At 30.2% G+C, this 21,804-nt stretch carries 19 protein-coding genes; 17 read left to right on the forward strand and 2 right to left on the reverse strand.

What is annotated here, in order from left to right; all coding sequences use genetic code 11:
• The first annotated feature begins 8 nt into the window (after positions 1-8).
• The 7 genes from JL105_RS01970 (at position 9) to groL (ending at position 7,213) form a co-directional block, all read left to right on the forward strand.
• A complete protein-coding gene (locus JL105_RS01970) occupies positions 9-929 on the forward strand; it encodes a type II secretion system F family protein (RefSeq protein WP_202690566.1) in 921 nt (306 codons plus the stop codon).
• An 11-nt stretch (positions 930-940) separates the two neighbouring features.
• On the forward strand, positions 941-1,858 hold the full coding sequence (locus JL105_RS01975) for a type II secretion system F family protein (protein ID WP_202690567.1): 918 nt from the start codon (positions 941-943) through the stop codon (positions 1,856-1,858).
• Between the two features lie 13 nt (positions 1,859-1,871).
• Positions 1,872-2,192 carry a DUF192 domain-containing protein gene (locus JL105_RS01980; protein ID WP_132025246.1) on the forward strand — a complete coding sequence of 107 codons (321 nt, stop codon included), beginning with the start codon at positions 1,872-1,874 and terminating at the stop codon, positions 2,190-2,192.
• Positions 2,185-3,807, forward strand: coding sequence for a coiled-coil domain-containing protein (locus JL105_RS01985; RefSeq protein ID WP_158279958.1), 1,623 nt, complete (start codon positions 2,185-2,187; stop codon positions 3,805-3,807). Before JL105_RS01980 ends, JL105_RS01985 begins: the two co-directional genes overlap by 8 nt.
• Before the next feature lie 261 nt (positions 3,808-4,068).
• Positions 4,069-4,977, forward strand: a complete 909-nt coding sequence (locus JL105_RS01990) for a DNA-3-methyladenine glycosylase family protein (RefSeq protein ID WP_132025244.1) — start codon at positions 4,069-4,071, stop codon at positions 4,975-4,977.
• A 265-nt stretch (positions 4,978-5,242) separates the two neighbouring features.
• Positions 5,243-5,524 (forward strand): co-chaperone GroES, encoded by a 282-nt coding sequence (gene groES / locus JL105_RS01995; RefSeq protein WP_132025242.1) that lies wholly within the window; start codon positions 5,243-5,245, stop codon positions 5,522-5,524.
• A gap of 60 nt (positions 5,525-5,584) precedes the next feature.
• Positions 5,585-7,213 (forward strand): chaperonin GroEL, encoded by a 1,629-nt coding sequence (groL, locus tag JL105_RS02000; RefSeq protein ID WP_132025240.1) that lies wholly within the window; start codon positions 5,585-5,587, stop codon positions 7,211-7,213.
• A gap of 136 nt (positions 7,214-7,349) precedes the next feature.
• Here the strand turns inward: groL and JL105_RS02005 are convergent, their stop codons facing one another.
• Complete coding sequence (locus JL105_RS02005; protein WP_158279957.1) at positions 7,350-8,105, reverse strand: TraX family protein; 756 nt, start codon at positions 8,103-8,105, stop codon at positions 7,350-7,352.
• Between the two features lie 146 nt (positions 8,106-8,251).
• Positions 8,252-9,373, reverse strand: a complete 1,122-nt coding sequence (gene ald, locus JL105_RS02010; protein ID WP_132025236.1) for an alanine dehydrogenase — start codon at positions 9,371-9,373, stop codon at positions 8,252-8,254.
• A gap of 225 nt (positions 9,374-9,598) precedes the next feature.
• Here ald and JL105_RS02015 point away from each other — a divergent pair, with 225 nt between their 5' ends.
• The 10 genes from JL105_RS02015 (at position 9,599) to JL105_RS02060 (ending at position 21,772) form a co-directional block, all read left to right on the forward strand.
• The gene (locus JL105_RS02015) at positions 9,599-9,862 is read left to right on the forward strand and encodes a hypothetical protein (protein WP_202690568.1); all 264 of its coding nucleotides are present in this window, start codon (positions 9,599-9,601) and stop codon (positions 9,860-9,862) included.
• A gap of 146 nt (positions 9,863-10,008) precedes the next feature.
• Entirely contained in the window at positions 10,009-11,361 is a 1,353-nt protein-coding gene (locus tag JL105_RS02020) for a sigma-54 interaction domain-containing protein (RefSeq protein ID WP_158279956.1), read from the forward strand.
• Between the two features lie 207 nt (positions 11,362-11,568).
• Positions 11,569-13,110 carry a Na+/H+ antiporter NhaC family protein gene (locus JL105_RS02025; RefSeq protein ID WP_202690569.1) on the forward strand — a complete coding sequence of 514 codons (1,542 nt, stop codon included), beginning with the start codon at positions 11,569-11,571 and terminating at the stop codon, positions 13,108-13,110.
• Between the two features lie 20 nt (positions 13,111-13,130).
• Positions 13,131-14,555: an amidohydrolase family protein gene (locus JL105_RS02030; RefSeq protein ID WP_132025230.1), complete on the forward strand. Its 1,425-nt coding sequence runs from the start codon at positions 13,131-13,133 to the stop codon at positions 14,553-14,555.
• A 158-nt stretch (positions 14,556-14,713) separates the two neighbouring features.
• Positions 14,714-15,487 carry an alpha/beta hydrolase family protein gene (locus tag JL105_RS02035; protein WP_158279955.1) on the forward strand — a complete coding sequence of 258 codons (774 nt, stop codon included), beginning with the start codon at positions 14,714-14,716 and terminating at the stop codon, positions 15,485-15,487.
• Positions 15,488-15,800: 313 nt separating this feature from the next.
• Positions 15,801-17,252, forward strand: coding sequence for an IMP dehydrogenase (guaB, locus tag JL105_RS02040; protein WP_132025226.1), 1,452 nt, complete (start codon positions 15,801-15,803; stop codon positions 17,250-17,252).
• Between the two features lie 16 nt (positions 17,253-17,268).
• Complete coding sequence (guaA, locus tag JL105_RS02045) at positions 17,269-18,783, forward strand: glutamine-hydrolyzing GMP synthase (RefSeq protein ID WP_132025224.1); 1,515 nt, start codon at positions 17,269-17,271, stop codon at positions 18,781-18,783.
• Between the two features lie 357 nt (positions 18,784-19,140).
• Positions 19,141-19,788, forward strand: a complete 648-nt coding sequence (locus JL105_RS02050; RefSeq protein ID WP_132025222.1) for an L-fuculose-phosphate aldolase — start codon at positions 19,141-19,143, stop codon at positions 19,786-19,788.
• Between the two features lie 14 nt (positions 19,789-19,802).
• On the forward strand, positions 19,803-20,567 hold the full coding sequence (locus JL105_RS02055) for an S-methyl-5'-thioinosine phosphorylase (RefSeq protein ID WP_132025220.1): 765 nt from the start codon (positions 19,803-19,805) through the stop codon (positions 20,565-20,567).
• Between the two features lie 20 nt (positions 20,568-20,587).
• A complete protein-coding gene (locus JL105_RS02060) occupies positions 20,588-21,772 on the forward strand; it encodes a trans-sulfuration enzyme family protein (protein ID WP_132025218.1) in 1,185 nt (394 codons plus the stop codon).
• The last annotated feature ends 32 nt before the right edge of the window (positions 21,773-21,804 follow it).

The raw sequence follows: 21,804 nt of genomic DNA on the forward strand, positions 1-21,804 counted from the left end.
GTGATAATATGAACTTAGTAATGGCATTATCTTTATCTATTTTGGTTTATAATATAACAGAAATATTATTAAGATTTATTAATAGAAAATATATAACTTATAAAAAAAGATTGGATATTATAAAAGAAGAGAGTTTATTGGGGTATGGAGGAAGGAAAAAGAAAAAACAAAAATTAAGAATAGCTGTTCCTGATAAATTACGAGAAAATTTAATGATGGCCGGTTTACAATTAAGACCAGAGGAATTTGTTATAATTTGGGCAATTGCAATGATTATACCTCCATTAATTGCAAGTATTTTAAATAAAGGGATGCTTCTTGTATTAATATTAATATTTTTTGGATTTATAGGTCCTCCAATGTTTATTTCTATTAAAACAAAGAAGAGAAAGGAAACATTTAATAATCAACTAGGAGATGTACTTATGTTATTATCCAATAGTTTAAGAGCTGGTTTTACCTTTGAACAAGCACTGCGTAGTGTAGCTGAAGATTTACCAGATCCTATTGGTACAGAATTTATGAGAATAGTGCAAGATGTAGAATTAGGAGGAGATTTAGAAAGAGCTATGGATGATGTGGCAAATAGAATGGAATCTGAGGATATGAAACTTATAAATACTGCAGTTTCAATACAAAGAAAAGTAGGAGGAAATCTTTCAAATATATTGGATAACATAAGTGAGACTATTTTGGATCGTATTATGATTAAGAAAAAAATAAACACTTTAACTGCACAAGGTAGGATTTCTGGATTAATAATATCTGTGCTTCCTGTTGTGTTAGTTGTACTTATATCTATTATTAATCCAGAATATATGGAGCCATTGTTTGCTACTACCTTTGGGCATATGTTGTTAGTATTAAGTGTAATTATGGAATTATTGGGCTTTATATTTATTAAAAAGACAATTGATATAGAAATGTAGGGGGTGTAATGTTGAAAGAACCTTTATTAATTTCAATTTTAGTATATATATGTATAGTACTTCTATCTAAAATATTTATCAATCCTAATAGAGAAATAAAAAATAGATTGAGTACTATTAGAAATATAGATAAGCCATTTTTAACCCAAGAGGATATATTGGAATTATCTTTTTTTGAACGTTTTGTAGAACCTCTTATAGATAGTTTTATTCGTTCTGTAGCTATATTATTACCTATTAAAAAGGAGTCTCAAGAAAAGCTAGGAGAGAGATTAGCACAGGCTGGTATAAGGATGAATCCTAGGGATTACAGAGCTATGAATTGTATAATTATAATAGGTTTTGGCTTATTAGGCGCTTTAATAGGAATAAGGAAAAAAGCTAGTATGCTTCAAATAATTACTTATGTTTTTTTAGGAGTTTTTGGAGGTTATGTATACCGTAGATATTCTCTAGAAAGCAAAATAACTAATAGAAAAAAGGCTATAAAAAGTCAACTACCAGAAGCATTGGATTTGTTAAGTGTAAGTGTAGTTGCAGGTTTAAGCTTTGATCAAGGATTAAGTTATTTAGTTGAGAAAGCAGAAGGTCCTCTTATAGAAGAATTTAATATAGTTAGACGAGAAATTAATTTAGGGAAACCAAGAAAGGAAGCCCTAGAGGCTTTTGCTGAAAGATGTGATATGGATGAAATAAGAACATTTACTAGTGCTATTATACAAGGAGATGAATTGGGTATATCTATGAGTAATATACTAGAGACTCAATCTAATATGATTAGAAAGACACATATCCAAGATGTAGAAGAAAGAGCTGCTAAAGTACCTGTAAAAATGTTGCTTCCTATGGTCATATTTATATTTCCTGTAATATTTATAGTATTATTAGGTCCAGCTATACCTCAAATTTTAGAAGCTTTGGGTAATTAAGGTGGAAAGCTTTATGATAAAAAAAATAAAAATAGCAGCAAATTTTTGGTCTAGGTTTAGAGGGCTAATGTTTAAGAATGAATTACCAGAGGATGAAGCTTTATTATTTTTAAATTGTTCAAGAGTGCATACTTTTTTTATGAAGTTTGATATATGTGTAATTTATCTAGATAAGGATTTTAATGTAATTGATTATGAGGTTTTAAAACCTTGGCAAATTGGAAGCAAGGTGGAAGGTGCAAAACATTTACTTGAGGCATCTTCAAAAGTTGAACCATATATAAAGGATATGACAAAGCTTACAATAAAAGTGGAGGGGGGATACAGTGAGTGATTTTTTTGATGATGGAAGTGGGAAAAAAGAAGATTTTGGATTTGGAATGGATTTTTCAAACAACAGTAGAAGTAGGATGGAGTCCAAGGGAGATTTTAGTGATGATTTAAAAAAGTCATTATTCGGTGGTTATTCCAAGAGAAGCGTTGATAACTATATTGCTGATTTAAAAAGTTCTGTAGAGCAAATGCGAGAAAATCTTGAATTGCAATTAAAAGAAATGATTTCAGAAAAAGAGTTATTGTCTCAAGAAAATGAATTATTAAAATCACAGCTTTCTGAAACTGAGAAAAAAATAGCAACGTTACAAGAAGAATATTTAAAATTAAAGGAAAAAAAAGAGCAGTTAGTTCACGATATTCAAGAAAGTAAATTACAACTAGAAAAAGAAAAAGAAGAAATGGAAAGATACTATTCAAAGCTAGAAAATGATTATTCAGAATTAGTAGAAAAATATGAAGCTGTAAAAGAAGAACTAGCTTCTAAAGAAGAAGAATATGCTCAATTGAATAGCCATTTAATAAAATTAGAAAATGAATTGGAGAATTCAAAACAAAAAGCTAAATTAACAGAAGAAAAATTAGAAATGATAGAATTAGAGTTGAAAGCAAAAGATGAAGAAATTAAAAAGTTAAATGAAATAATAGACAAAAAAGAAAACGAGGTAGAAAGTTTTAAAGGAGAAGTATCAGAATTAAAAAAAGAGTTAGAATTGGTATCAGAAGATAAAAAAGATATATTTAAATTAAAAGATAATATGCAACGGGCAATGGATGAATTAGTTGAAAAAGATAAAATAATATCTCGATTAAAAGATGAAATTTCTAACTTAAAATCTAAAATTGATGTTTTAAATAATAGTAAAGGTGAATTAGAAGAAGTTTCAAGATTAGAAGTTTTAAAACTTCAAGAGGAATTGAAAGAGAAAGAAAAAGAAAATGAAAAATTGAAAGAAGAAGTTAAGAATATAAGAAAAAAAGTATTGGCAGAAAAAGAAGATGAAATTTTAAAATTAAAAAAAGAAATAGAAAGCATGAAAAATCAAGTTGATGTTCTTAATGATAGAGTAAAAGAATTAGAATTGGAAAATGAAAATTTAATAAATGAAAATAAGTCTCTTGAAGAATTAAGAGTTAAATTTGATAAGCTTTATAATCACTGTCAAGAACTGCAGGTAGAAAATGAGCAGTTAACTATGGACAAAGAAGTGCTTAAAGAATATTTAGAAAAAAACCAAATAGAAGAAAGAGAATTTTTATTGTTAAAACGAAATGCAAATTTATATAAAGAGCAGGTTCATGCATTAGAGGAAGATATGATTGAAATACTATCTCAGATGGAACAGCAAGAAAAGGTTGTTCAAGAGTTTATGGCAAAATACGAAAGTAGTCAAGAGAAAATTAGAAAACTAATGCAGGAAAAAACAAATCTTCAAGCAAGAAATGTGGACTTATTAGAAGAAATAAGGGTTTTAAATAAAAAAGTATCTATTTTAGATGATGTGGATAAATTTAAAAACTTAGAAAATGATATTAGATATAAAGATATATTAGACAGTAATAATAAAAAAGATATACCCATAAAAATATATGATAAAGATACTGCTGAAAAGTAATTAAATTGGACAGAGGACGTGTAAATAGCCCTACTGTCCTTTTTTATAGTATTTTTATGGATAAAAATAGTTCAAGAATATAATATTAATATTTACTTAATGTGCAATCTATTAAATTATGATATGACGAAAATTATATATATAACTATTCTTTAACTTACAGGTGCTTTTTTGGGGTATAATATAAAAATGGGTAATATTTAATATACTAACAAAAGATGATTTAAATAATTTTAGAATTTAAAAGGAAGTGTTATTAAGATGGACTATAATATCATAGAAAGAAGCAATAAAGTAATAGTCAAAGATATGAATGATTTTAATCCCAAACATATATTTGAGTGTGGTCAAGCTTTTAGATGGCAAATAGAAGAAGACCGTTCTTATACTATAGTTCATAATGGGAAGATATTAAATGTAAAAAAAGAAGGAGAAGATGTGGTATTTTCAAACACAAATATTTTAGATTTTTATGATATATGGTATGATTATTTTGACCTAGGTAGGGATTATAGCAGGATTAAGGATGAATTATCTAAGGATCCAGTACTTAAAGAGGCTATTAAATTTGGAGAAGGTATAAGGATACTCAACCAGGATCCTTTTGAAACCACTATATCTTTTATAATATCTGCTAATAATCAAATACCAAGGATAAAAAGATCTATAGAATTGATTAGTCAAAATTATGGAAAGTTTATAGGCTTATATAATGGGAAAAAATATTTTTCTTTTCCAAGTCCCAATATTTTAGCTGAAGCCAAGGAAGAGGAACTAGAAAAAAACTGCAGAGTAGGTTATAGAGCTAAATATATAATTAATACATCCAATATGATTAATAACAAGAAAGTGGATCTAGATAAATTATTTAAAATATCTACAGAAGAAGCTAAAGAAACACTTATGCAATTACCAGGAGTAGGACCTAAGGTATCTAGTTGCATACTGTTATTTTCTTTAAATAAAAGTGATGCTTTTCCAGTAGATGTATGGGTAAAGAGAGTAATGGAGCACTTTTATTTAAAAGAAAATATAATGAATGAAAAAATTGCTATGTATGCTAAAGAAAAATTTGGTTCTTTAGCGGGATTTGCACAACAATATTTATTTTATTATGCAAGAGAATTGGGAATAGGTAGAAAAAGCAATAAAGGTAATATGTCTATATAATTTATTATTATCTTTTAGTTTATAGGCGAGTATTTTATATGTAAATAAAAAAATGGGAGAATTTAGAACATATTCAATGAATTACGAAGTAAAATAACAAAAAATATGCAAAAATAGAATATATGGTAAAAAATAATGAAATTTAGGACTTGATTCTATTATTTTTATTAAGTAACATATAAATGTACATATTAGCACTCATTATTAATGAGTGCTAATAACATGCAGGTAAATAATAAATTTTAATATAAGGAGGGCGTATATTATGAACCTTAAACCATTGGGTGACAGAGTTGTTATTAAAAAACTTGAAGCTGAAGAAAAAACTAAAAGCGGTATAGTTCTTCCAAGCAGTGCTAAAGAACAGCCACAGATGGCAAAAGTTGTAGCAATAGGTGCTGATATTTTAAATGATGAAAAGAAGAAAAATCAAATTAAAGAAGGGGATACAGTTATATTTTCTCAGTATGCAGGAACAGAAGTTAAGATTGATGGAGAGGAGTATACTATACTTAAACTAAATGATATTTTAGCAGTAGTAGAATAGTTTTAGAAAGGTTTGTATACTTATTGTATTAATATTAAAAATTAAAGGAGTGTGAATATAATGGCTAAAGAAATAAAATTCAGTGAAGATGCTCGTCGTTCAATAGAAAAGGGAATAAATAAATTAGCTGATACTGTAAAAGTAACTCTTGGACCAAAAGGAAGAAATGTAGTTTTAGATAAGCAATTTGGTGCACCTCTTATTACAAATGATGGTGTAACTATTGCTCGAGAAATAGAATTAGAGGATAGATATGAAAACATGGGTGCTCAACTTGTAAAAGAAGTGGCTACAAAGACACAAGATGTGGCAGGCGATGGAACTACAACAGCTACATTACTTGCTCAAGGGATCATAAGAGAAGGGCTTAAAAATGTAGCAGCAGGTGCAAATCCAATTATGCTACAAAGAGGAATTAGTAAAGGTGCAGAAGCTGCAGTAGAAGAAATTAGAAGATTTTCAAAACAAGTAGATTCCAAAGAATCTATAGCACAAGTTGCATCTATTTCAGCTGATGATGAAGAAATAGGTAATTTAATTGCAGAAGCTATGGAAAAGGTTGGGAACGATGGAGTTATAACTGTAGAAGAATCTAGATCCATTGGTACTACTTTAGAAGTAGTAGAAGGTATGCAATTCGATAGAGGATATGTATCTCCTTATATGGTAACCAATACTGAAAAGATGGAAGCTGAATTAGAGGAACCATATATACTTATTACAGATAAGAAGATTGCTAACATACAAGAAATACTTCCAATATTAGAAAAAATAGTTCAAGAAGGAAGACCACTATTAATTATAGCTGAAGATATAGAAGGAGAAGCTTTAGCTACATTAGTAGTGAATAAATTAAGAGGAACATTTGACTGTGTTGGAGTTAAGGCTCCAGGATTTGGAGATAGAAGAGCAGAAATGCTACAAGATATTGCAATATTAACAGGCGGTCAAGTAATTTCAGAGGATTTAGGATATGACCTAAAGGATGTAACCATCGATATGTTAGGTAAAGCAAGAAGGGTTAAAGTGGATAAAGAAAATACTGTAATAGTAGATGGTGAAGGAAGTCAATCCGCTATAGAAGATAGAATTAAACAAATAAAAGTTCAAATAGAAGAAACTGATTCTGAATTTGATAAGGAAAAATATCAAGAAAGACTTGCTAAATTATCTGGTGGTGTAGCAGTAATTAAAGTAGGTGCAGCTACAGAAACAGAACTAAAAGAAAGAAAATCAAGGATTGAAGATGCTTTAGCAGCAACAAAAGCTGCTGTCGAAGAAGGAATAGTACCTGGCGGTGGAACTGTTCTTATAGATAGTATATCAGCTGTTTCAAAATTATTAGATGAAACCGAAGGAGATGAAAGAACCGGAATTTCAATAGTGATTAGAGCATTAGAAGAGCCTGTAAGACAAATTGCAGAAAATGCAGGATTAGAAGGTTCCATAATAGTTGAAAAAGTTAAAGAATTAGAGAATGGAGTAGGTTTTGATGCATTAAGTGGAGAGTATGTAAATATGATTGATGCAGGAATAGTTGACCCAACAAAGGTAACTCGTTCAGCATTGCAAAATGCTGCATCTGTAGCATCTATGGTACTTACTACTGAAGCTGCAGTAGTAGATGTAGAAGAAGATGAACCAATGGCTGGAATGAATGGTGCAGGTGGCGGAATGCCAATGATGTAGTTATAAAAAACCTCTGAGCTTCCTCAGAGGTTTTTTTATAATAATTTTTCAAATTCTTTTATAAAGTATATCTTTATTTATCATTACTTTATAATATAAATTCTATATAAATTATTATTTTGTAATGATTTTATTATTAAAGTTTATATTTTATTAGACCGAGGACTAATAAATGTAAAGGATAAAAAATATAGAAAAGCCATTTAGAATTTTTGTTGCCTCCAGGTTTTCCATTATATTGTTTAAGCAAAGGTACAGCTAAAAGGATTCCAATATTAAATATTTGCTCATACCAATAATTATAGTTATTGAGAAGCATTAATAATGGAGACATTATTATAGGAATTGAAATAGTAATAAAACTTGACATTTGATTATTAAAGTCATTATGATTTATACCAAAAAATAATATCCATAATACTGTTATAAAACTCCAATCTCCTGGTATGGCAATAATACAAATTAAAATTATTAGAAGAATTTTTAATTTTTTATTTATCCTTTCACTATTCCATATTATTAATGAAATTAAACCAAGTAAAAGTGTGTATATAACACTTGTTTGAATTTTAAATTTAAATCCATTAGAAAAGGAAATAGGTAATTGTCCATTCATAAAATAATAGTATGGGATGTGTGAAATTATGGCAAATATACCTAATCTTAAGGCATATTTTTTTACACTACGGGTATAATAAAATCCCTCTGATATAAAATAAGACATAATCGGAGCTGTAATGCGACCTATTATATGCATTATTTGTCCTAAAATAGTTCCTGTTGGGACAAATGCCCAAGCTATATGATCAATTAACATTGCAATAATAGCTATAATTTTAAGAGTATATGCGGACATACTAAATCCATTAGTTTTGTTTATTGTATTTCCCATGAGACACCTCTTTAATATAAAATTAATAAATTTTAATAATAGCATAATTACAATATAATTTTTAAAATTCATATATAAGAATAATAAGTACAGACTTGCAAGTCTGTACTTATTATTATGATACAAATTTATATAATTTATAAAGCTTATATACCAAGTACTTCTTCTACTGGCGTATAAGGCATATCAAATGCGTCTGCTACTGATTTGTAAACGATTTTCCCGTCTATTACATTAGCACCTTTTCTTAATGGTTTATCATCAATTAATGCTTGCTTCCATCCTTTGTTAGCTATTCTAAGTGCATATTGTAAAGTAACATTTGTTAAAGCTAATGTAGAAGTTCTTGGAACTGCTCCAGGAATATTAGCAACGGCATAATGGATTACACCATGTTTAACAAATATGGGATCAGCGTGAGTTGTTGGATGATCAATAGTTTCTACGCAGCCGCCTTGATCAATTGCTACGTCAACTATTACACTTCCTGGTTCCATTTGTTTAACCATTTCTTCTGTAACTAGTTTTGGTGCTTTAGCTCCTGGAATTAGAACTGATCCAACTACTAAGTCCGCTGTTTTAACAGCTTGTGTTAGATTATAGTTATTGGAATAGAGGGTTTCTAATCTTCCCATAAATACTTCACCTAAGTAGCGAAGTCTGTCCACATTTATGTCAAGTACTGTAACTCTAGCACCAAGACCGATTGCTCTTCTAATAGCACCAGTTCCTACAGTGCCAGCACCCACAATGACAACATGAGCTGGAGGAACTCCTGGAACACCGTCTATTAATAATCCTTTACCACCTCTGGTTTTTTCTAAGTATATAGATCCTTGTTGAATAGCCATACGACCAGCGACTTCACTCATTGGAGTGAGAAGTGGAAGTGATCCATCTGGATTTTGCACTGTTTCATAAGCAATAGCGATAGCTCCAGATTCAACTAAAGCTTTTGTTAATTCTTCCTCTGCGGCTAAGTGTAGATAAGTAAATATAACAAGATCTTTTCTGAAATATTTATATTCTGATTTTAGTGGTTCTTTAACTTTCAATATCATATCTGCTTGTTCCCATACTTTTGCAGCTTCTGGTACAATTTCAGCTCCTTGAGCTGCATATTCTTCATCAGTAAAGCCTACTTCTATTCCTGCATTAGTTTCTACTAAAACTTTGTGACCAGCTCTAACAAATGCATCTACACCAGCAGGAGTAAGTGCAACTCTACTTTCTTGTTCCTTTATTTCTTTTGGGACTCCAATAATCATTTTTTATAACCCTCCTTGAATTTTGTATTTATTTTGTCAAATTATATTTTATCATATTTTTAAAAAAATTGCATGTTTTTAATATTAAGAGTTTTTTTATTTTGCATTTATTGGCTTCCTATAACTATTATAATGCATATATGAGGGTAGTTCAAAAATTTTATGTTGAATAGACTAATAAATTAATGGTATAATAAATGTAGTTTATACATAGGGGTGATAGGATTGGGTGAGGGTATATCTAATGAGCAATTATTTGAATTTATGACTAAGATGTATGGAGAAATGCAAGAGATGAGAGAGAATATGGCAACAAAGCAGGATATAGTTAGACTTGAAAATAAAATGGATATAAATCATAAGGCATTATATGATGGATATAAGCTAACTTATGAAAAATTAACTATGCTTGAAGAAAAGGTTAATGAAATTGATAAAAAAGTTGAAAAACAAGATGTTGAGATAAAGGTAATTAAAGGGGCAAAATAATGGGACAGAGGGTCAGACCTTCTGTCTCATAATATAATTATTGAAATATCATAACTAAAGTAATTAAGTATTTAGATATACCAGCATATACTATCCTAAAATTATGGAGTTTTTTACATTTAAATTTATTGATAAGGATGATTAAGGTGGTAAATATCAGAAATATTCTTAATCTTTATAATTATTTTGATAGCATTATCATAACTGATGATGAGGGAATAATACAATATTATGCAAATATGAGGACGGATATATTTGATTTAAAAAGAAATGATATTATTGGAAGTTCTATTTTAGACATTCATCCATATTTAACTGAAGAAACTAGTAGTATAATGAGAGTTTTAAAAGATGGAAAGCCTATATATGATCAAGTAGAATATCTTACTACAAAACATGGGCAAGAGATGACAAATTTATATAGTACTCTTCCTATAATTGATAATGGAAAGATAATAGGAGCTATAGATTTAGCAAGATGTATAGAAGAAAATGAGCGACAAAATATTGTATTGGCAGCTAATAATAATGAGGAAAATATTGGTCTTTATAATATTGATGATATTATTACTAAATCAGAATCGATGAAAGAGGTTAAATCTAAAATAATAAAGGTTGCAAACACTGATTCTCCTGTACTTATTTATGGAGAAACAGGTACAGGAAAAGAGTTGGTTGCACAAGCTTTACATACTTATAGTTATAGAAATAAAAGTAGATTTATAGCTCAAAATTGTGCGGCTATTCCCCATAATATGTTGGAGAGTATATTATTTGGAAGCGTTAAAGGAAGCTATACTGGAGCAGAGAATAGAAAAGGATTATTTGAAGTTGCAAATGGAGGGACTTTGTTTTTAGATGAAGTAAATTCTATGGATTTAAATATGCAATCCAAATTATTAAGAGCTATTGAAAATAAAAATATAATTAGAATTGGTGGAACAGAACCAATTCCTGTAGATGTAAGAATAATTGCGACATTAAACGAACCACCTTTAGAGTGTATTGAAAACAACAAACTTAGAGAAGATCTATTTTTTAGACTAACTGTGGTACAAATAGATGTACCACCATTAAGGGAAAGAGTTCCAGATATACTATATTTAACTGAATATTTTATTTCCATGTATAATCAAAAAATGAATAAAAATGTTGAAGGTATAACTGATGAAGTTAGAAATATATTTTTAAATTATAATTGGCCTGGTAATGTAAGAGAATTGAAAAATGTAATAGAAGGAGCATTTAATATAATTGGTTCAAGGTATATAAAATTGAAAGATTTGCCCCCTTATTTAGTAGAATCGGTACAAAAGTATATGATTGAGTTTGAAATTGAAGAGGAGAATGTTTCTCTTTATGAAAAGGTAGAAAGATATGAAAAACAATTATTAATAGAAACTTTAAATTCAACAACCACATTTGCAGAAGCTGCTGACAAATTAAAAATTTCCAAACAGTCATTAGATTATAAACTAAAAAAATATAATTTAAAATGATGAAAGAACTAAAAAGACAAAATATTTTGACTTAAGTCAAAATATTTTGTCTTTTTTTATTAAATAAAATAGCTATTAGTCAAATTTTTTTATTTAATATTATTTTCACATTTTCAAAGCCCTAAGAATGCACGTCTTATTTCTGGTATGATAATTGCAATAATTTATATGTAAAGACTATTTAAACTTAAGAGGAGGTAAAATATTATGTCAAACTATGGTATTTTAAGTTTATTACCACCTATAATAGCTATATTACTTGCTCTTAAAACTAAACAAACATTGTTATCTTTATTCGTAGGAGTATGGGTAGGAGCAACTATAATTAATGGCTATAATCCTTTGGTGGGGCTTACAAAAGTAGTTTCTGATTATATGATTCCTTCAATAGGAGATTCGTATAATGCTGGGCTACTAGTTTTGGTTACTTTAGCAGGAGGATTTGTTTATATGTTACAAAAAACAGGTGCGGCAGAAGCTTTTGCTAAAGTGGTTACAAAGAAAATAAATACTGCTAGAAAAGCACAAATAGCAACTTGGTTTTCTGCATTTTTATTTTCTTATACAGAACCATGTTTAATATTGGGTACTATCATGAGACCTGTTACAGATGCTATAAGAGTTTCAAGAGCTAAATTAGCATATATACTAGATTCAATGGGATGTAATCTGGCATCCTTTTCTCCTATAAGTAGTTATGGACCTTTTATAACTAGTTTAATAGCAACTCAACTAGCTGCAGCTTCTATATCAGCTAATGAATGGGGAGTATATATAAGGATGTTTCCCTTCAATTTATATGGAATTTTTGCTATGCTAACTGTTTTGATAGTTGCAATTGCTGGATTGGATTTTGGACCTATGTATAGGGAAGAAAAGCGAGCAAGGGAAACTGGTAAGTTATTGCCAGATGATGCAGAACCAATTATTTCTGAAAAAAAGGTGAGTTTTCCAAAAGATTATAATTTAACTATTAAAAACTTTGTTATTCCTATGTTATCATTATTTATATGTATATTTGCAACCATATTTTGGACTGGTGATATTGTAACTAATGGATTTAGAGGAGCATTTATAAATGGTGATATAACTTTGGCAATTTGTATGGGATTTATGGGTGGAGGAATTGGAGCTGCATTGACTGGAGTATTTACTGGATTATTTAATTTTACAGAAGCTTTTAATGGATTTATTAATGGGATGGAAGAATTAATTATGGTTCCATTTATATTGATTTTAGCTTGGTCTATGGGCGGAATTACCGCAGATATGGGAGTAGGTAATTATTTAACAGAGATAGTTCAAAATTATCTTGTTGGAGGGCTGGTTCCTGCATTGATATTTTTATTTGGAGCATTGATTTCATTTGCTACTGGAAGTTCTTGGGGTGTTTGGGCTATTATGATGCCGATAGCTGTACCAATGGCAATAGCATTTGATATTCCCATACCCTATATAGTTGGAGCAGTTATAGGAGGAGGTCTATTTGGAGATCAATGTTCACCAATTTCTGATACAACAATTATGTCTTCCACTGGAGCAGCTTGTGATCATATACTTCATGTTTCAACGCAATTAGTATATGGAATTGTTGTAGGAATATCTGCATTTATTGGTTTCCTGTTTGGAGGGCTAACTGGTAAATATTATTTAAGTATTGCAGTTACTGCAGTTGTTTTAATAATACTATTAATAGTGTTAAATAAATTATCCAAAAGAAAACAGAATGATTCAACGTCATTAGCATAATAAGAAAGGATGATATATCAATGAAAAAAGTGGACATGATAGTAAAAGCACCTCATTTTTATACTATGGGAGGAGAAGGTGTTGGTTATAGGTCAAATGTTGCTATGGTTGTTGATGGTGGCAAAATAATAGCAATGGAAGATATGGATGTTATCGATAAAGAGTATGTGGGAGAAGAATTATTAGAACTAAATCATCATGCTGTTTTCCCTGGTTTTATAGATGGACATATGCATACTGGATTAGCTATTATGAGAGGTTTAGCTCAAGATACTAATAATTGGATGATGTATGGATTACAGCCTTTTGATAATGTGGTGAAAAAAGAGGAGAAATTAGCAGGAAGTAAATTAGCTATAATTGAGGCAATTAAAGCTGGAACTACTACTTTTGGTGATTATGAAATTGATATGGATCCAGTTTGTGAATTTATGTATAATGTAGGGGTTAGAGGTAATATTGCATCCACTATAAGGGAAGCAAAAAGAAGAGTTTATGAACCTGGAGAATTGTATGAATTTGACAAAAATTTAGGAGAAAAATCATTTAAACAAAATTTAGAACTATATGACAAATGGCACAATAGAGGAAATGGTAGAATTAAAATACTTATGGGACCCCAAGGAGCTGATTTTCTAAGTAAAGAGCTTTTATTAGAAGTTCAAAAAGCAGCTAAAGAAAGAAATACAAAGATTCACATGCATGTACAACAAGGAGATAGAGAAACTTATCAAATAGTTAATCGATATAATAAAAGACCTATTGAATGGTTATCAGAAATAGGTTATCTAGATGAAACTTTAATTGCAGTTCATTTGACAGATGCCAATGATGAAGAAACTAAAGTAGTTGCCAATAGCGGTGCTTCCATGATAGTATGTCCTGGTTCTATAGGTATTATTGATGGGATAGTTCCCCCTTCAGTTGTTTTTCAAAGAACAGGTGGAAATGTAGCTTTAGGCTCAGATCAAGCACCTGGGAACAATTGTCATAATGTTATAAATGAGATGAAATTGGTTGCACTTTTTAATAAGATAAAGTATAAGAATCCAGAAATTATGCCAGCTTGGCGTGTGCTTAGAATGGCTACAATAGAAGGAGCAAAAGCTGTTGGATTAGGAGACTTAGTTGGTTCATTGGAAGTTGGCAAAAGAGCAGATTTTATAGCTATAGATTTGAAAAAGCCAACTATGTTGCCTGTATATACAAAACCTATGAGAAATATTATTCCCAACCTAGTTTATAGTGCAAGAGGGGATGAAGTAGTGCTATCAGTTGTTGATGGTAAAGTAATATATAAGGATGGAGTAATTTTAGGAATAGACGAAGAAGAATGTTTAAAAGAAGTTCAACTATATCCTGATAGTATAGGCAAGAGAGCCTCTAAGGAGTTTTTTGAAATAAATGGAACAAATGCAAAATTTATGAAACAAAATAAACTATAAGTTTTGTATCAAGTCTCAATAATACATTTAACTATTATAATGCTTGTGGAGGTATTTGTGTGGGACAGAGGGTCAGACCTTCTGTCCCATTAAAGACAAAGTTAAAAAATATGATATAGTGTTATAATTAAACTATGCGTGGAAAAGGAGTTAGAAAAATGACTAACTATTTAAAATCAAACTATATACTTGAAAAACATATATACATAGGAAATATTCCAGCTATACTTTTTAGATCTAAAGAAAACAAAGAGTTAATTCCAACAATAATATTTTATCATGGATGGAGTTCAGATAAAGAAACTCAGAGAATGAGAGGTTTTATATTATCATCTGTAGGGTATCAGGTGATTATTCCTGATGCTATTTATCATGGAGAAAGAAATGCACTTGATAACTATGATCTGGAGGATGCAGCAGAATATTTTTGGGATACTATATTTACAAATATTGAGGAATCAAGCATTATAATGGATGAATTAGTATCCAAATATGACGCAGATCCAAATAGGATTGGAGTTATGGGAAATTCCATGGGAGGTTTTACAGCAGCAGGAGTATTTGCCCATAATCCTGATATAAAAGCATTAGTAGTACTTAATGGCTCCTGTGCGTGGGAAATTTCTAATAAAATATTTAAAAAATCATTTGAGATAAAAACAACTGAAGAGCAGAAACCAGTTGAAGAAAAAATAATAAAAATGGATCCTATAAATAATTTAGAATCTTTAGTAAATAGACCTATACTTTTATTGCATGGGGATAGCGATACAGTAGTATCTGTTGAAGGTCAAACAGTATTTTATAATAAGATAAGGTCTATGTATGAAGATAAGGAAAAGATAAAGTTTATTCAATACCCAGACCTAAATCATTTTGTTACTACTAATATGATGGAGGAAAGTGTAGCTTGGTTTTATAAATATCTGTAAGTGTATGTATGATATGATAATAGGACTTGTTCCCAAGAAAGTTATTAATGGAGATAAAACATGTTAATAGAGTTAAGTTTATAGGAAATAATATACTATAATTCACTAGTTGAATTATAACTGAAATAAGGATTATTCTGAGGTATTAATATCTCAGAATATTTTTTAATAAACTCCTTGACAGTTATAAGATTCTCTGCTAATTTTAAAAGAAACATTATTCAGCGTAAATATTATGCATTCACATTTTTTAGAGTAAGTAATTTCTTCAATTGTGGTATACTAATAATAAAAAGAAAAGGAGGAGTTAGATTTGGAATTTGTTGGTGAAGGATTAACTTTTGACGATGTGTTGTTGTTGCCAGGTAAATCAGAGGTATTACCTAAGGAAACTCAAATAAATACTTATTTAACTAAAAACATTAAGTTGAATATTCCATTGATGAGTGCTGGTATGGATACAGTTACTGAATCTAAAATGGCTATAGCTATGGCAAGAGAAGGTGGAATTGGAATAATTCATAAGAATATGTCCATAGAGCAACAAGCCCTAGAAGTAGATAGAGTGAAACGTTCTGAGCACGGCATAATTACAGATCCTTTCTATCTTTCAAGAAATCATACAGTTTCAGATGCTTTAGAGCTTATGGAAAGGTATCATATATCGGGAGTGCCAATAGTTGAAGAAGATATGACATTGGTAGGTATTATTACAAATAGGGATATTAGGTTTGAAACGGATACTACTCAATTAATTGATGATGTTATGACTAAGGAAAATTTAGTAACAGGTACTAGAGAAACGACTATGGATGAAGCATTAGAGCTTATGAAACAGCATAAAATTGAAAAACTTCCTTTAGTAGATGATGAGTATAAATTGGCAGGACTTATTACTATAAAAGATATTGAAAAGTCTATAGAATATCCAAATTCTGCCAAAGATGAATCGGGAAGGTTATTAGCAGGTGCTGCAGTAGGAGTTACACATGATATGATGGAAAGGATTAGCCATTTGGTTAAGTCTAAAGTAGATGTAATTGTGGTAGATACGGCTCATGGTCATTCTAAAGGAGTAACTGATGCAGTTAAGAGGATAAAAATAGAATATCCTGATTTGCAAGTAATAGCTGGAAATGTAGCTACTGCTGAGGCTACAGTGGACTTGATTAAAGCAGGTGCTGATGCTATAAAAGTAGGAATTGGTCCTGGATCTATATGTACTACTAGAGTAGTTACAGGTATTGGGGTACCTCAAATTACTGCCATTATAAATTGTGCGAAGGCTGCAAAAGAATATGATATTCCAGTTATTGCAGATGGAGGAATAAAATATTCTGGAGACATAACAAAGGCTATTGCAGCTGGTGCTAATGTTGTTATGATAGGTTCTTTATTTGCGGGAACAGAAGAAAGTCCAGGAGAAGAGGAACTATATGAGGGTAGAAGGTTTAAGGTATATAGAGGAATGGGTTCATTAGGAGCGATGCATTCAGGTAGTAGTGATAGATATTTTCAAGAGAATGTTAAAAAATTAGTGCCTGAAGGAGTTGAAGGAAGGGTACCTTATAGAGGACCTTTAGGAGATGTAGTTTATCAATTATTAGGTGGATTAAGATCTGGAATGGGATATATAGGAGCTAGAAATATAAAGGAATTGCAGGAAAAAGCTAAATTTATTAAGATAAGTAATGCATCTTTAATTGAAAACCATCCTCATGATATAAGTATTACAAAAGAAGCTCCAAATTATAGTAGAATATGATGGAGGAGGTTTTATATTGATATTAATTTTAGATTTAGGTAGTAAATGTTCAAGATTTTTAGGTAGGAGTATAAGAAAGTCTAAAGTTTACTGTGAAATAGTTCCATACAGTTATTCTATAGAAAAAATTAAAGGCAAAAATCCTGAAGGAATAATAATTTCTGGTGGGAAACCAAATGAGATGATATCTATAGAAAAATTTGATAAACAAATATTTGATTTAGGAGTTCCCATATTAGCTATTGGATATGGAGCAGATATTATGGTAGAAATTTATGGTGGAAGTTCAGTAAAGCCTAAAGAATTTAGCTATAACTTTGAAAATGTAGATGTAGTTACAGAAAGTTTACTGTTTGATGGATTAGGGGAAAATGTATCCTTATGGTTAAATAAGCAATATGCGTTTAAAACTATTCCAAATGGATTTAATCCTATAGCTAAATATGAAGATAAAGTAATAGCCATAGAGAATAAAGAAAACAAAAGGTATGGAGTGATGTTCCACCCAGAAATAAAAAATTCAATAGAAGGTAAAAATATAATTGATAATTTTCTATTTAAAATATGTAACTGTGATAAAAAATGGACTATGGAACAGTTTATTGAATATAGTATAGAAGAAATTAGAATGCAAGTAGGAGATAAAAAAGCCTTATGTGCATTATCAGGTGGAGTTGATTCTTCAGTAGCTGCCGTATTAGTCCACAAAGCCATTGGAGATAATTTGGTATGTGTGTTTGTAGATCATGGACTTTTAAGGAAAAATGAAAGAGAGCAAGTGGAAAAGGTATTTAAAGATCATTTCAAGATGAACCTAATTGTTGTAGATGCAAAAGAAAGATTTTTAAATAAATTAAAGGGAGTAACAGATCCAGAACAAAAGAGAAAGATAATTGGTGAGGAGTTCATAAGGGTATTTGAGGAAGAACAGAAAAAACTTACTAATATTCATTTTTTAGTGCAAGGAACCATATATCCAGATGTAATAGAATCTGGTATAGATGGGAAAGTAGCAGTAAAAAGTCATCACAATGTAGGTGGACTTCCTGAGGATATAGATTTTGAATTAATAGAACCTTTAAGGCAGTTATTTAAAGACGAAGTTCGTGAAGTGGGAAGATTACTTGGAATTAGTGAAGATATTGTAAATAGGCAACCTTTCCCAGGACCTGGTTTAGGAGTTAGAGTTTTAGGAGAGATTACAGAAGAAAAATTAGAAATTGTAAGAGAAGCAGATTATATATTTAGAGATGAGATTAAAAAAGCAGGTTTACAAGATAAAATATGGCAATATTTTGCAGCTCTTCCTGACGTTAAATCTGTAGGAGTAACTGATGGCAAAAGAACCTATAACTATACTATAGCTTTAAGAGCAGTAAATTCCATAGATGGCATGACTGCAGAATGGGCTAAAATACCATTGGAAGTATTGGAGAAAATTTCAAATAGGATAGTAAATGAAGTAGAACATGTAAATAGAGTAGTATATGATATAACAAACAAGCCTCCAGCAACTATTGAATGGGAGTAATTAAAAATAAAGAGAAAAACTTGTTAAACCAATGTTTGTAGAGATTGAAAAGACTTAACTGGAACGAAATTGGATAAAAAGTTTTTAAGAATAACTTAATAGATAATACCAATTAGTTTACAAATAGAAACACCATAGAAATTTGAATAAGAATCTATGGTGTTTTTTAATGTAATTATTTATTTTCCAAATCTGGGCTGGGTTTTACGCTGAAGAGATAAACTGAAATATTTTTATGTTTATAATTAAGTTTTAAATAGAGTTTCAAGCGTATAGATAATAAGATATAATGTAAATAACTAACTAATTATATGATGTAATTATAAATATATAAAAATTAAGGAGGTGGCAGTTATATTGTTACTACAAAAAGAGAGAGAAGAGATTGTTCAGTATGGGAAAAAATTAGTTACTAGCAATCTTACTAAAGGGACAGGAGGAAATTTAAGTATTTATAATCGTAAAGAGGGGCTTATGGCTATTAGTCCTTCAGGTATAGATTATTTTAAGATTAAACCAGAAGATGTGGTAGTTCTTGATCTAGAAGGGAAAAAAATAGAAGGAGATAAAAAGCCTTCCAGTGAATATGAAATGCACAGAATATTTTATGCTAATAGAGTCGATATAAATGCTATTATACATACTCATACTATGTATGCTACTACTATTGCATGTTTGAACTGGGATTTGCCTCCAGTACACTATATGGTGGCTTTAGCTGGGTTAAATGTAAGGTGTGCTAAATATGCAACCTTTGGAACTAAAGAATTAGCAGAAAATGCTTTTGAAGCCATGAAGGATAGAAAAGCAGTGTTACTTGCTAATCACGGATTATTGGCAGGGGATAAGGATTTAGCCAATGCCTTTAATATAACAGAAGAAATTGAATATTGTGCAGAACTTTATTATAGGACTAAGTGTATAGGGGAGCCAGTTATTCTATCAGAAGATGAGATGAGAATAATGTTAGAAAAATTTAAGACTTATGGACAGGTTAAAAAGTAATAGGAGGTATAAATATGGAGAAGGCAATAATTGGAGGTACAGGAGTATATGATGCTGGAGATGGATATAGCAAGAAGGTAAAAACCAAATATGGAGAAGTAGAATTGGATATTTTAAATATAGATGGAGAAGAAATAATTTTTTTACCAAGACATGGAAAAGGTCATTCAGTGCCTCCTCATTTGATAAATTATAGGGCGAATATGATGGCTTTAAGAGAAATAGGAGTAAAGTATATTTATTCTACAGCAGCAGTAGGTTCATGTAATGATAAATATGAACCAGGGGATGTAGTAGTTATAAAGGATTTTTTGGATTTTACTAAATCTAGACCTGTAACTTTCTTTGAAGGAGGAGATGAATCAGTAAAACATGTGGATATGAGTGATCCTTATTGCAGAAATTTAAGAGAAAAATTTTATGCTACTGCAAAAGAGCAAGGATTAAGTATAAAAGGGGATGCAGTATATGTGTGTACAGAAGGACCAAGATTTGAAACTGCTCAGGAAATAAATATGTTTAAAAAAATGGGCGGAGATGTAGTAGGAATGACTAGTGTACCAGAAGTGGTATTGGCTAAGGAATTGGGAATGTGTTATGCAACTGTTGGAATAATTTCCAATTGGTGTACAGGGGTAAAAGAAGAGATTACATTACATGATATACAAGGTACAATAGAAAAAAACAAGGAAAAGATAACAGATATTTTTATAAAAATTTTTCAGCAAGAACTACATCAGTCTAATTGTAATTGTAATAATGCTATAATAGAATTATAAATTTTATTAAGGAGGATTTTATGGATAAAGACTATTATTTTGATACTAAAACTATACATGCTGGAAGTACAGGAAAAAATCCAAACAATGCACTAAATCCACCTATATTTCAAACATCCACTTTTGTATTTGATGATATAGAACATGTAGAGGAAGTTATGAGTTTTCAATCTAATGATTATGTGTATACTAGAGGCAATAATCCTACATTAAGATTATTTGAAAATAGAATGGCAGAATTAGAAAAAGGGAAAGGAGCTGTGGCTTTTGCTTCGGGTATGGCAGCCATTAGTTCAGTATTGTTTAGCCTTTTAAAGCCAAAGGAGAGTGTGATAGCCCATAGGACATTGTACGGTTCAAGCTATAATGTGATAACCAAGATATTACCAGAATATAATATAGATTACAAGATGATAGATTTAACAGATATTAATAAATTAAAATCCAACATAGATGAGAATACAAAAGTAATATATTTTGAAACTCCATCCAATCCAGATCTTTCCATAATAGATATTAAAAAAGTAGTAGAAGTGGCAAAAGCAAAGGATATCAAGGTGGTAGTAGATAATACCTTTGCTACTCCATATTTTCAGAACCCTCTTGTATTAGGAGCAGATGTGGTAGTTCATAGTGCAACCAAATATATATGTGGTCATGGAGATGTAGTAGGTGGAGTAGCAATTGCTAAGGATATGGACTATATACATTATTTAAAATTTGATTATATGTGTGAATTTGGAGGTGTAATGAGTCCTTTTGATGCATGGCTATTGCTAAGGGGCTTAAAGACTTTAGGGATTAGAATGAGACAACACGAAAAAAATGCCATGGAAATAGCAAAATTTTTAAAAACTCATCCTAAAATTAGAAATGTAAAATATCCAGGACTTGAGAATTTTAATGGACATGATATAGCTAAAAGACAGATGAATGGATTTGGAGCTATGATTAGTTTTGAGTTAAATGGTAGCTTTGAAGATACAAAGGAATTTGTTGAGTCTTTAGAACTAATCCAATTAGCTGTAAGTTTAGGAGACTGTGAAACATTGATAGAATTACCTGTAGCTATGACCCATAGAGGATATCCACGAGATAAATTGGAGGAATTTGGACTTACAGAAAGTATGGTAAGGCTTTCTGTAGGGTTAGAAGATTACAGAGATATAATAGAGGATTTAAATAAAGCTTTATCAGCAATATAATTGACAGTATTTTGTTATTTTGATATCATTAA

Origin of the sequence: Keratinibaculum paraultunense, from assembly GCF_016767175.1 — a bacterium.
Classification (GTDB): Bacteria; Bacillota; Clostridia; order Tissierellales; family Tepidimicrobiaceae; genus Keratinibaculum; species Keratinibaculum paraultunense.

Excerpts from the sequence above, each read along its gene's own strand:
- JL105_RS02030 (WP_132025230.1), top strand. The coding sequence starts at position 13,131 with ATGAAAAAAGTGGACATGATAGTAAAAGCACCTCATTTTTATACTATG.
- groES (WP_132025242.1), top strand. The coding sequence starts at position 5,243 with ATGAACCTTAAACCATTGGGTGACAGAGTTGTTATTAAAAAACTTGAA.
- JL105_RS02060 (WP_132025218.1), top strand. The coding sequence starts at position 20,588 with ATGGATAAAGACTATTATTTTGATACTAAAACTATACATGCTGGAAGT.
- JL105_RS02035 (WP_158279955.1), top strand. The coding sequence starts at position 14,714 with ATGACTAACTATTTAAAATCAAACTATATACTTGAAAAACATATATAC.
- JL105_RS01990 (WP_132025244.1), top strand. The coding sequence starts at position 4,069 with ATGGACTATAATATCATAGAAAGAAGCAATAAAGTAATAGTCAAAGAT.
- JL105_RS01970 (WP_202690566.1), top strand. The coding sequence starts at position 9 with ATGAACTTAGTAATGGCATTATCTTTATCTATTTTGGTTTATAATATA.
- JL105_RS02005 (WP_158279957.1), bottom strand. The coding sequence starts at position 8,105 with ATGGGAAATACAATAAACAAAACTAATGGATTTAGTATGTCCGCATAT.
- JL105_RS02025 (WP_202690569.1), top strand. The coding sequence starts at position 11,569 with ATGTCAAACTATGGTATTTTAAGTTTATTACCACCTATAATAGCTATA.
- JL105_RS02055 (WP_132025220.1), top strand. The coding sequence starts at position 19,803 with ATGGAGAAGGCAATAATTGGAGGTACAGGAGTATATGATGCTGGAGAT.
- ald (WP_132025236.1), bottom strand. The coding sequence starts at position 9,373 with ATGATTATTGGAGTCCCAAAAGAAATAAAGGAACAAGAAAGTAGAGTT.
- JL105_RS01980 (WP_132025246.1), top strand. The coding sequence starts at position 1,872 with ATGATAAAAAAAATAAAAATAGCAGCAAATTTTTGGTCTAGGTTTAGA.
- groL (WP_132025240.1), top strand. The coding sequence starts at position 5,585 with ATGGCTAAAGAAATAAAATTCAGTGAAGATGCTCGTCGTTCAATAGAA.